This window comes from Salinibacillus aidingensis (assembly GCF_039522525.1).
Taxonomy (GTDB): Bacteria; Bacillota; Bacilli; order Bacillales; family Alkalibacillaceae; genus Salinibacillus; species Salinibacillus aidingensis.
The window spans coordinates 22,887-34,856 of sequence record NZ_BAAADO010000007.1; the positions used below are offsets into that span (position 1 = coordinate 22,887).

The 11,970-nt window shown below is 41.4% G+C and carries 12 protein-coding genes; 8 read left to right on the plus strand and 4 right to left on the minus strand.

Features of this window, described 5'->3' with window-relative positions:
* Positions 1–663: 663 nt before the first annotated feature.
* Positions 664–1,068 carry a type VII toxin-antitoxin system MntA family adenylyltransferase antitoxin gene (gene mntA / locus ABD006_RS15065; protein ID WP_343842808.1) on the plus strand — a complete coding sequence of 135 codons (405 nt, stop codon included), beginning with the start codon at positions 664–666 and terminating at the stop codon, positions 1,066–1,068.
* On the plus strand, positions 1,061–1,468 hold the full coding sequence (gene hepT / locus ABD006_RS15070) for a type VII toxin-antitoxin system HepT family RNase toxin (RefSeq protein ID WP_343842810.1): 408 nt from the start codon (positions 1,061–1,063) through the stop codon (positions 1,466–1,468). Before mntA ends, hepT begins: the two co-directional genes overlap by 8 nt.
* Before the next feature lie 126 nt (positions 1,469–1,594).
* On the opposite strand, the gene ABD006_RS15075 is transcribed toward hepT, so the two are convergent.
* Positions 1,595–2,572 carry a glycine betaine ABC transporter substrate-binding protein gene (locus ABD006_RS15075; protein WP_343842813.1) on the minus strand — a complete coding sequence of 326 codons (978 nt, stop codon included), beginning with the start codon at positions 2,570–2,572 and terminating at the stop codon, positions 1,595–1,597.
* 376 nt (positions 2,573–2,948) lie between these two features.
* Between ABD006_RS15075 and ABD006_RS15080 the strand changes: the two genes are divergently transcribed.
* A complete protein-coding gene (locus ABD006_RS15080; protein WP_343842815.1) occupies positions 2,949–3,503 on the plus strand; it encodes a TetR/AcrR family transcriptional regulator in 555 nt (184 codons plus the stop codon).
* Positions 3,504–3,569: 66 nt separating this feature from the next.
* A complete protein-coding gene (locus ABD006_RS15085; protein WP_343842818.1) occupies positions 3,570–4,757 on the plus strand; it encodes an MFS transporter in 1,188 nt (395 codons plus the stop codon).
* 119 nt (positions 4,758–4,876) lie between these two features.
* Here the strand turns inward: ABD006_RS15085 and ABD006_RS15090 are convergent, their stop codons facing one another.
* The 3 genes from ABD006_RS15090 to ABD006_RS15100 form a co-directional block, all read right to left on the minus strand.
* On the minus strand, positions 4,877–6,088 hold the full coding sequence (locus tag ABD006_RS15090) for a Bcr/CflA family efflux MFS transporter (RefSeq protein ID WP_343842821.1): 1,212 nt from the start codon (positions 6,086–6,088) through the stop codon (positions 4,877–4,879).
* Positions 6,089–6,533: 445 nt separating this feature from the next.
* Positions 6,534–7,100: an NADPH-dependent FMN reductase gene (locus ABD006_RS15095; protein ID WP_343842823.1), complete on the minus strand. Its 567-nt coding sequence runs from the start codon at positions 7,098–7,100 to the stop codon at positions 6,534–6,536.
* A gap of 14 nt (positions 7,101–7,114) precedes the next feature.
* The gene (locus ABD006_RS15100; RefSeq protein ID WP_343842826.1) at positions 7,115–8,173 is read right to left on the minus strand and encodes an LLM class flavin-dependent oxidoreductase; all 1,059 of its coding nucleotides are present in this window, start codon (positions 8,171–8,173) and stop codon (positions 7,115–7,117) included.
* A 170-nt stretch (positions 8,174–8,343) separates the two neighbouring features.
* On the opposite strand from ABD006_RS15100, the gene ABD006_RS15105 reads away from it, so the two are divergent.
* From ABD006_RS15105 to ABD006_RS15120, 4 genes are all read left to right on the plus strand, one after another.
* Positions 8,344–8,706: a winged helix-turn-helix transcriptional regulator gene (locus tag ABD006_RS15105; RefSeq protein ID WP_343842828.1), complete on the plus strand. Its 363-nt coding sequence runs from the start codon at positions 8,344–8,346 to the stop codon at positions 8,704–8,706.
* 291 nt (positions 8,707–8,997) lie between these two features.
* A complete protein-coding gene (locus ABD006_RS15110; protein ID WP_343842831.1) occupies positions 8,998–9,462 on the plus strand; it encodes a flavin reductase family protein in 465 nt (154 codons plus the stop codon).
* 51 nt (positions 9,463–9,513) lie between these two features.
* A complete protein-coding gene (locus tag ABD006_RS15115) occupies positions 9,514–9,846 on the plus strand; it encodes a CHY zinc finger protein (protein ID WP_343842833.1) in 333 nt (110 codons plus the stop codon).
* Positions 9,847–10,051: 205 nt separating this feature from the next.
* The gene (locus tag ABD006_RS15120; RefSeq protein WP_343842836.1) at positions 10,052–11,857 is read left to right on the plus strand and encodes a heavy metal translocating P-type ATPase; all 1,806 of its coding nucleotides are present in this window, start codon (positions 10,052–10,054) and stop codon (positions 11,855–11,857) included.
* The last annotated feature ends 113 nt before the right edge of the window (positions 11,858–11,970 follow it).

Consider the following 11,970-nt stretch of genomic DNA (forward strand, 5'->3'; position numbering starts at 1 on the left):
CACTCTAATCAGAATCCGGGAGCGTACCGTTGGTACGCCTTCTCTGTTCTTTTTTTAATGGGTGAAAGCCTGGAAAGATAGATGACGTAAGGGATTAAAGCCATCCAAGCAGGAGAAAAAAGCGTGGGAAAACGCCAGAAAATCCCCCTGTTAATCCTTAAACCTTATCTCTATTACCTCCTTAATTTCTATTCTGTTTTGTAAAACCGAGTTCCATTTTTCAATATTTCATCGCATGATTTTCGCCTGATTTCTGTAAGAAATAGCGGTTTTCTTTGTAAAACTTAGTTAAATTGAAAGGCGAGGATTTAGAGGTGAAAAAGGGCGTGAGGGCAAGTGGGAGAAGGTGTTGCGGGGGAGGAAGGGGTTTGTAAAACTAAGTTTCAAGGGCACAGTTTTTTAGAACAGTTTAGTCCATTATAATATTTGCACCGTTTCATCCCTTTAGATATGCTTATTTAAAGGGATGTTTTTTTATAAGTAATTTGTAAATAAGATCTGTTTATCCTCCGCCTTTTCAGTATATATATATGGACTGGGGAGTAATGGTATTTATTACAGCTCATGAATAGATGATAAGTAAAATTTAACCAAGGCAGACTGTGGCCACCTATAATATTAAAAGCACTGGTGTTTGATAGGCACCTGTTTGGAGGTGGAAAAATGATACCTGAAGATTGGAAAGAACTGATTAAAGAAACCCTGAAAGATCGCTTGCAGCCAGCATTTTTGATTGTGTTTGGTTCTTATGCCATGGACTCAGCCCATGATGATAGTGATCTTGATCTTGCCTACTATTCAAATCAAATCTCTACTAGTTATGAACGATTTTTGCTGATGGAAGAGCTTGCAGAAAAATGTAATGTTAATGTGGATCTTGTAGATTTAAAAAATGTCGACACTGTCTTTGCTGCACAAATATTTACAACCGGTGAACCCATTTATGTTGCTGATAAAAATGTATTCATTAAGGAACGAATGAAAACTCTTTCCATGTATGCGCGATTAAATGAACAACGTGCAGAAATTATACAAGGAATTAGGGAAAGGGGGAATATTTTTGGTTAGTGACGTAGTATTAAATAAAGCGGAAACCATTGAAAGGTGTATAAAACGTATACTCGATGTATACGGTGATAATCCGGACAATTTAAATGATTTTACGAAACAAGATAGTATCATTTTAAATATACAGCGCGCTTGTGAGGCAAGTATTGATTTAGCTATGCATATGGTTAGTGAAAAGAGACTTGGATTGCCAAAGTCCAGTCGTGATGCATTTAAAATGTTAGAAGAAGAAAATATTATAGATAGAAAGTTATCGAAATCATTGAAGAGTATGGTAGGCTTTCGTAATATCGCAGTTCATGATTACCAGGCAATTAAACTTGATATTTTGCAGACAATTATTGAAAAGCACTTACATGATTTTAAGGATTATACGAGGATTATTTTAAGTTTAAAATAAATTTACCCATCCAGCCTGGAAAACTGCTGCCTTATAAGTTTTCGCATTTGATACCATGTGATTATTAAGTCCAATAAAAAAGGAACCGGAGAAAATCATTCCTCTCCGGTTCCTTTTTTACGTTTTCTATTCTCTTGGTATCCCTTTAAGCCATTCATCTACTTTGTCAGGGTTATTTTCAATAAATTCCTTAACAACATCTGCTGGGTCCTGACCGTCCTTATGAACCTTAGGCATCATTTCCTCCAGCATCTCATAGTTTTCATTATATTGTTCCATTACTTTGTACGCTCTTGGTGCATCTTCTTTTAATCCTTTACGGGCAACCGTGTAAACCTGGTCACCGTCACCGCCATAGATTTCCTGTGGATCTTCAAGCATTTTCAGATCCATGGTTCCGAAAGCCCAGTGTGGTTTCCAAAGGGGTACAATAATAGGCTCCTCGTTTTCAATAGCTGACTGCAGCGCAGCAAGCATAGCTGCTTCAGAGCTTGATGTCAGATTCCAATTTTCCAGCCCGTACTCTTCAAATACCTGTTGAGTATTCTGCATGATTCCGGCACCGGGATCTATTCCAACAATCTCCCAATCAACGGATTCACCTAGTTCTTCATTACCCTTTAAGTCCTCTATTGAATTTACATCTTCCATGTAGCTAGGAACGGTTAAAGCTAATGGTGCCTTATCAAGGACTTGCTTTACTTTCACAATATCGCCCTGGTATTCTTCCCAGTAAGAAGCGTGAGTGGCCGGGAGCCATGCGGATGTATGGAAATCAGCTGAACCTTCCGCAACACTGGACCACATTGGACCTGCCTCTACTTGTGACAGTTCAACATTGTAGCCGACCATCTCAAGCAATTCAGCAAGCATATGTGTACTAACCGTTTCTCTGGCCCAAGCAACGTATGGCTGCGTTAGATCCTTCTGACCGATTGCAGGTCCTTCCGTTGTTTCTTCGGAATTTTTATCGTCTGAGGAGTTGCTATTGTCCTCCTCATTACTATCTCCACCGCATGCAGCTAGAAACATCATGAGCATTAAAGCGAAAACGGTAAGACCAAATTTGATTTTACGATCCTTAAAAATAATAATACCTCCCAAATGAAATAGATTTGAGTAAGTTAAAGGCTATTTAAATTTAAATGGCCTGTTAAAAAGCTGCTGTGTACTGGTAACGGTTACCCAAAATTCAAACACTATTCATAATCATATCAAAAAAATTACATAAAACTAAATGAGCATTTTAAAGATATAGAGCATAAACGAGTATATGTTAGGGATACATAGTGCTATATGAAAATATTAAATAATTTCCAAAGATTATTTTAAATTACCAGACTATTTGCCTGTTTTCTTTCTTTTGCGAAACTTTTCTCGATCAAAAAACGAATCAAAGGGTTTGACGATGGCCATCAGAAGCTGATATTTTTATAATAGTAGAAAGGTTGTTCTATCTAATGAAGGAGAAGTAGATAATATGAGTCGATCTGTAAAAAAAGAAGCACTTCTTGAAGTAGCTGAAGGGCTATTCTATAAGCATGGATTTCGTGGTGTAGGACTAAAGCAAATAATTAATGAAGCGAATGTTGCAACGATGACCCTTTATAATCATTTTGAATCCAAAGACAATCTGGTTGAAGAAGTACTTAAGCAGCGGGAGGCACGTTATTGGTCTTATTTGGACTCTTACGTGGAAATGGATTCTGATTCACCTTTCATTCTTGCAGTTGAAGCCCACTGCCGCTGGCTAAAGGAACAATCCTATCAGGGGGATATGTTTTTAAGGGCGATAGAAGATTATGCAGGAACGGATAATGAGATTGAAAGCATTGCAAGAGGTCATAAAGCTAAATTACTTCAATATTTTCAGCGGTTAGCTCAAAAGAAAGGAAAGGATAACAAACGGGAAATCGCTTATCAGCTTACATTGCTGCTTGAAGGAACCACATCTATGACCACACTAATTGGTGCAGAGAAAGCAACCGAACATTCGATTGCGATGGCCAGGACGATTGTCCGGCATACATCGTAATTTTTTTCCTACAGAAATAGAAAGGTCGTTCTATATAATTTTTGCAGAACCGGGGAGGTGAATATGATGAAATTCTCAAAGCTGGTTCTACCAGGTATTACGATGATTGCGGTCACCTATGGATTAGCAAGGTTTAGTTTTGGACTGCTTCTTCCAGATTTGAATCAGTCACTTGAAATGTCCAACTTTGTATCAGGGATGGTCTCTTCATTATTTTACTTGTCCTATTGTTTTACCATTATTCTGTCTACAGTCATTACAACAAGAGAAGGGCCGAGAAGGATGATTATCGCGGCCGGTCTATCGGCATTTGCCGGATTAATGCTGATGGCAGTAACTCCAAACGTATGGATGCTGGCATTAGGTGTTTTACTGGCTGGAGGAAGCACAGGCCTGGTATCCCCGCCTTATGGTGCAGCGATATCCCTTTGGATTCAGAGGGATGAACAGGGGAAAGCAAATACATGGATCAATTCCGGAACAAGCTTTGGTATCGCTCTTACTGGAGCAGGGGCGATCTTATTATCCCCTAATTGGAGACTGACCTATTTCATCTATGCGATGCTGACACTCTTTATTTTGATCTGGAATTACCGTATCATTCCAAAAATCAGTGCAAATCCAAAGATCATGCTTGAGAAAGGGAGCTATTCGATACAAGGGGTTAAGGGTTCCATTCCTTTGATTCTGGCATCCCTGATTTTAGGGATTTCTACAGCAGCCTTCTGGTCATTTTCAAGAACGTTTATCCAGGTGGCTGGTGATTACAGTGAATGGCAGCTTGCTGTATTCTGGATTGTTATTGGTATATTTGGTGTGCTGGGGGGATTTTCCGGATCCTTAGTTGAAAAAGGAGGCTTACCATTCTCATATAAATTAGGAAGTATCGCTATTGCCTCCGCATCGATGATTCTATCGGTGGCTCCTGAACACTTATTCATGGCTTATTTATCAGCAGGTCTTTTTGGGAGCTCTTATATCTTTTTAACAGGCGTTCTTCTGGTCTGGGGAATTCGAGTATTTATTGATAATGCATCTTTGGGCATTGGGGTTCCGTTTTTGCTTTTGGCAGTAGGTCAGGTGATAGGTTCTGCACTGGCCGGCTGGCTGATTGGAACCTGGGGCTATGCTCCTTCGTTTGTCTTTTATGGTTCCGTTGGCATGGCTGCTGCCCTTTTAGCTCCTAAAAAGAGAAAAGAAGCGACTGGGCTTCCTGTGAATCTGGAACAGAACGTAACCGAGAGTACAAAGTAAAAGAGACTATGACGGATAGCGCTGACGAAAGAACAATGGAATCAAAAACCGGGAAGGCCATACAGATGGTCTTCCCGGTTTTATAAAGATAATCAGTTACTTATGAATGAAACGACGCATTACGCTTTAGTATGCTTATTTTTCGTTAATGTAAAAAAGGCAATACAGCCAATCAGTGACGTACTGAACAAGATCGCCCCCATCGGTACTGCTGTAGATTCATCAAGGCCCACAAGCGGTGAAACCAGGGATCCCAGTAAGAGGGGAAGCATACCAAGCACGGCACTGGCACTCCCAGCCCGTTTCTCCTGATGCTCCATAGCCAGAGTGAAGGTGCTGGTTAAGACCATTCCCATAGATGTCATATAAATAAAAATCGGAATCACAAGACTGAACAGTGGGCCTTCTATAATAGCCATCGTTAAAATAACCGTTGTTGCACTTAAGGCGATAATGACAGCTGTGCGCAGTAATTTTCGTTCAGGAATAATTCCCCCTAAACGGCCAATGATAAAACTTCCTGAAATAATAGCCAGTCCATTGATGCCAAACAGGACCCCGTATACCTGTGGGGAAACCCCATAAATTCCCTGATAAACGAATGGGGTCCCTGAGACATAGGCAAAGCTGCCCCCGTGAACAAAGCCTACAACCAGTGCGTAGCCAATGAACGAACGGTCTTTCATCAGACTTCCCATCGTTTTGATTGTATTTCCGACTGAGCCCGGAATCCGCCGCTCTTCAGGCAGAGTTTCTTTCAGCTTCCATGCTACGGTGAGCACAATTAAAATGCCGATTATCCCTAAAAAGTAAAAAATCGTTTCCCAACTCGCAAACGGCAAGGCTAAAATGGCGCCCCCTGCCATCGGGGCTATCATAGGGGCAACCGCATTAATAACCATTAACAGGGCGAAAAATTTTGTGAGCTCTCGTCCACTGAATACATCACGGACGACTGCCCGGGAAAGCACCACACCGGCAGAAGCGGTAAAGCCCTGGAGGAAGCGTCCGATAACGAGCGTCGTAATATTCGGTGCAATGGCACATATAAAAGAGGACAGGGCAAACAGGGAAATGGAGATTAATAGAGGCGTTCTTCTTCCCTGAGAGTCACTGATCGGTCCAATGATGATTTGACCAATAGCAAGGCCAATTAAACAAGTTGTTAAGCTGAGCTGTACGAGCGAGGCACTGGTATGTAAATCATCGGCAATGCCGGGGAAGCTGGGGAGATACATGTCGATATTTAGCGGTCCTAATATCCCCAGCATGCCAAGAAGAAAAGCCAGTCCCAGACGCTCTTTTCCTGCTGGATTATGAATTTCGAACACTCTCCCTATCAAATAGTGTGTAAGTTAATACAAATAAGATTAGTATAAGGTAAGAAGGATTGCCTGTCCAGAAAGAAATCCTCAAATAAATCTTTATGCTTATGATTCTGTTTTTACTTCATTTGCCCGTTCCTAGCCCGATTCCTTCTTCGATTAGACTGCTTAATCGCCAAACCTTAATGGCATTTTTGGAAATTTGATTTTCAGGTTCTTGAATAGGCTGCATCGGTAGATTCTCCTTTTTTGAACGATGACTACTATGACTAACTCATACGATTGTTTTGCTGATACGTTTCATCTCTTCTGTTTGGTTTTTATTTATAAACGATTATAAATAAAAAATAAATCCACCAGGTAACGAAACCCGAGTGGACTTATCTTCTCCAACTTATATTGTAACAGAATACATTTTTTAGAAAACATAACCTAAGACCTGTTTTTACCATTAAAAATCATATTTTGCCTCTTCTGCCTCACGGACCTTTGCATACGTTTCCGATAAAACCATCGTATCTTCAACAAGCCGGTCGAGACGTAAAAGAACATCATCATTGGTAATTTCTTTGCGATAGAAATCCTTTTCTTCAATAAATACATAGGTTGGAACGATCTGTGCTTTCATATAGGTCAGTATGGGCTTTAACTGCTGCTCAGCAATCAGGTAATGCTTTGGTGAACCGGCTGTAACAATGATACTTACAACCTTATCAAGAAAGGCCTGTTGGGGGAGCAGGTCAAAAATATTTTTTAATGTAGCGGGAATGGATGCCTGGAAAATCGGTGTGCCAATAATGATGGTATCGGCATCCATAAGGGTCTCTGCTACATATTTCGTATCCCCTTCATATTCTAAATAGTTTCGGCCATCACTGAATTGGATGTGATAGTCCGCTAAATCAATCACGGTAATCTCCGCATCCGGATAGCTTTCAGAAAGGGATTGAACTGTATAATTTATAGCTGTCCGTGTTTTTGATCCAACAATGGACCCTGACAATGCCACGACGTTCATATTGTGAGTACCTCCTAGTCTTTTGCTGTATATTTTTTGATGGCAGGAATAATTTCTGTACCAATGATTTCAAGATTCTTTTGCAATTTATCCAATGGCATACCGCCAAAATCAATTTGGGCAATATAGCGCTGGTGGCCAAATTGTTCATGCTGATAGAGAATCTTTTCAATGATCTCCTGTGGGCTGCCAACATTCATTATATTCCGACGGTCGACACCCTGTGCGAAAAGCTGTTTGGCAAAACCCCGGCCGTTGGTTTTTTTCATCCCCTCGTTAATATGAGGATAAAGCTCTCTTAACGCCTGCTGTGAGGTTTCCGCTGCGTAGAAAAATCCTGCTGTGGCTACCGGAAGCTGAGCTGGATCATGACCGCTGCGACGGGCTGCTTCCCGGTAAGCATCCACGGTTTGTTTAAATACGGAAACCGGTCCGCCCAGATGAGCCATAAACATTGGAACACCGGCAAATCCTGCTTTTATGGCACTGGCAGGAGTACCGCCAACTGCCCGCCAAATCGGAAGGGCTCCTTCTTTTGGACGAGGAATGACCTGTGCATTTTCCAGGGGTGCGCGGAATCGTCCCTCCCAGTTCACGGTTTCCTCCTGATTAATTTTTAATAACAAGTCAAATTTCTCTTCATATAAATCCTCGTAATCATTTATATCATAACCGAGTAAGTTAAATAGTCCAACTCTGGAGGCTCGGCCTGCAACAAGCTCGGTCCGTCCTTTTGAAACCAGATCAATCGTTGAAAAGTCCTCATAGACGCGTACAGGGTCGGAGGTACTAATAATGGTAGATGAACTTCCGATTTTTATTTTTTCCGTTGCCTGGGCGATCGCTGATAATACGACGGTGTGTGCCTGAGTTGCAAAATATTCCTGGTGACTTTCCCCTACACTGAAGAAGTCGACACCTGCCTGTTCAGCCAGTTTGGCATATTCAATAATTTCATGTATACGCTGCTGTGCAGAAATTCTTTCCCCTGTTGATGGGTCAGGGAGATGGTCCCCTAATGTGTAAATACCGAATTCCAAGCCTTTTTCCGGATTGAGTCGATACTGTTCCATATGTCTTCACCTTCTTTTCATTGTTAATCGTCCTTCTGTTATTTTACCATTGGTATATAAAATCTTTAGTATAAATGTTTCCACTGTTATTATAGTTTAAAAGGGTGTATCGTGTAAGTACACACTTTTTAGTAATATAGTATACAAAAGGATACTATGGAGGTCGGAACATGAAAATTGAGCCGGAATTATGTCGTGTGGAGGACGCTTTAGGAATTTTAGTAGGAAAATGGAAGCCGATTATTTTGCTTCATTTGCTAAAAGAAGGAACACAGCGGTTTAGTGAATTGAAACGAAATGTCCCTGGAATTACTCAAAAGATGCTGACAAAGCAGTTGCGGGAGCTGGAAGAAGAGGATATTGTCGAGCGTGTCGTTTATCCTCAGGTGCCTCCTAAGGTAGAGTACTCCATTACGGAATATGGAAAAAGCCTGCAGCCGATATTGGAAGCAATGCATGAATGGGGGAAAAAGCATACCCAGCATAAGCAGGAGAAATTAAAAAGGGAAAAAGAAACTTTAAGTGAAGGGTAGTAAGGAGAGAAGACCTGAAATAGGTCCAGCTCTCCTTTTATTTTTATGTTTCAGAGAAAAGTAAACAAAAAAGCGGGGATTTTTGGTTAATTTGTAGAAACGTATATATGAAGAAACATTCAGGGTGTTAATTTTCGGTTTCACTCATAAGATGGTGAGAAACGGCTGTATGTCTCCTTACCTTCTTTATAAACCATTAGAAGGCGGGAGAGGAGAAGCTACTTAAATTTTCTAAGCAAAAGCTCACTTATCCATACTAAGGCAGGCTGATTTCACAAAAGGAGGATCAATATGGATAATCGGGAATATAGGAAGGCAATGGGGAAGTTTGCCACGGGAATCACGGTGGTTACCGGTGAATTTGACGGGGCCTTTCAGGGGATGACGGTCAATGCGTTTATGTCTGTTTCCCTGGATCCGAGGCTCATTACCATTTCGATTGATGAACGGGCCTCCATGTATGAAAAGCTGCAGAGCCATGATCGCTTTGGGGTCAGTGTATTATCGGAGGATCAACAGCCCTTCTCCATGATTTTTGCCAAACAAATGGAGCAGGACAGAGACATTCCGTATGAATATAGAGATGGAGTACCAGTTATTAAAGATTCGCTGGTTACTTTATCCTGTAAAATCGAAAATAAAGTGAAGGCCGGCGATCATATGCTGCTTATTGCTGAGGTCACGGATGTACAGGTTAAAGAAGGAGATCCGCTTCTTTTCTTTAATAGTGAATATCGTCATATAAAAGATAAATAGACGACCAGGGCTGATGAGATCAGTCCTTTTTCTATAGGGAGGAGTTTAATTATGATCATTCATGGACATGCAGTAGAGGGAAAGGTGCGGGATAATAAGACCCGCTGTGAGCATTATCATGGGCGAAGAGATATTATCGCCATCAAATTTAAATGCTGTCAGACCTATTATCCCTGCTACAAATGCCATCAGGAGAAAACGAATCATCCCGTTAGCGTCTGGAAAAAGGATGAGTTTGCGGAAAAAGCTATTTTATGCGGGGCGTGCGGGTATGAATTAACGATTCATGAGTATTTACATAGTCAATCGATCTGTCCGAATTGTAAAGCATCCTTTAATCCAAACTGCAAATATCATTATCCCTTGTATTTTGAGAACAATTAGCGGAAACAGCCTCCTATCTTTCATGATTCTTTCCTATATTGATATAGGTCAATTTCTTTTTACCGCTTGGGCCTTACTATTAAAGATAAGGAGGAAATAAACATGAGTAAAGCTGTCCTGTATAAAAAAGATTGAAGGAACTCTAAATAAAACGGAAGGTGTCGACACAGCCAAGGTATTGTTTAACTCTTCTCATATCACGAATTTGGATTCTATTAAACAGGCAACGCTCATAGTGACCAGTATTATCGCAGCTGTACCTATTTTTATAAAGGCATATCAGGCCCTGCGTATGAAGGCGTTCAGCATTGAGTTACTCGTTTCAATTGCAGTAATCGGTGCATTCATTATTGGGGAATATGTCGAAGCGACTGTAGTAACCTTTCTTTTTTTATTCGGGGATTATTTGGAAGCCGGAACCCTGGAAAAAACCCGTTCTTCACTGAAAGAACTCGTCGAGATGGCCCCAGACGAAGCAACGGTAATCAGAGATGGAGAGGAGACCACCATTGATGCTGAGGATGTTTTAGAAGGAGACCGAGTCATCATTCGTTCTGGCAGTAAAATTCCCGTGGATGGGAAAATTGTCAGCGGGCAGGCCTCTTTAAACGAAGCGGCTGTTACGGGAGAATCCGCTCCTGCCGTAAAAAAGCAGGATGACCAGGTCTTCAGTGGAACAATCGTCGACCAGGGCTACATTGAGCTCATCGCAGAAAAAGTCGGCGATGACACAACCTTTGCCAAGATTATTGAATTGGTTGAAGAAGCTCAGGAGTCGAAATCAAAAACGGTGAAATTCTTAGATAAATTCGCCAATATTTACACTCCTGGAGTGGTCATTTTATCGATTCTCGTTTATGCCATCACACAGAATCTACACCTGGGGATTACGTTTCTGGTGGTAGCGTGCCCTGGGGCATTAGTGATCGGAGCGCCTGTCTCGAACGTAGCGGGAATAGGCAATGGAGCAAAAAACGGTGTACTGGTTAAAGGTGGGGAAGTCATGGACCAGTTTTCCAAGGTGGATACGCTCGTCTTTGATAAAACTGGAACGTTAACAAAAGGAAAACCGGAAGTAACCGATATAAAAACTTTTCATCAGCATAGCTCTGAAAAACTATTACAGCTTGTCGCCCAGGCAGAAACCATTTCAGAGCATCACTTGGGTCAGACAATTGTGAAGGAGGCCAAATCTCAAAAACTTTCTTTAAGTCAGGACGTAAACAATGGTGAAGTAATAAAAGGGAATGGTATCTACGCTGAGGTTAACGGCGATACCGTTGTCGCAGGAAATCGAAAATTGATGGAAGCTCAAAGGATCAAAATACCTGAGGATGTGACAGCTTATGCAATCAACCGAGAAAAGGCAGGAAATACAGCGATATTTGCTGCAATAGATGGAGAAATTGCCGGTATTTTCTCGATTGCCGACCAGATTCGGGCGGATGCACCGCGGGCTCTGGCTCAGATGAGGAAAAACGGGATTAAAAAAATCGTCATGCTTACGGGTGATAACAGACATACGGCAGAACTGGTTGCCAAAAAGATTGGCATTGATGAAGTACACGCAGAATTACTGCCGGAAAATAAAGTAGAAAAGGTCAAAAGGCTGAAGGAACAAGGACACGTGGTAGCGATGGCAGGAGACGGTATCAATGACGCACCTGCTATTGCCACAGCTGATATTGGGCTTGCCATGGGGGAGGGTGGAACCGATATCTCCATGGAAACCGCAGATGTGGTCTTAATGGCTGATAAACTGATGCAGTTCCCCCATGCTTATTCCTTATCCAAAGCAACTATCCGAAACATGAAGCAGAACACATTTTTTGCAGTCGGAACGGTGTTTATTCTCCTGTTGGGCGTATTAATGGGATCGATTCATCTGGCAAGCGGGATGTTTATCCATGAGACAAGTGTACTCCTCGTCATTCTGAATGCGATGAGATTGATTGGGTTTCATCGGACGTCAGCCAAAAGGGAAAGGATAATACAGACTGCAGAAGCTTAGGGGATATTCTATATAAGTGAATAGAATTTTGAGAAAAGAATCAGGAAGCCAGCCTAACAGGTTCAGTTCTAAAGGTGAAAATAATAAATAACAAACTACTTAGGAGTACAAAT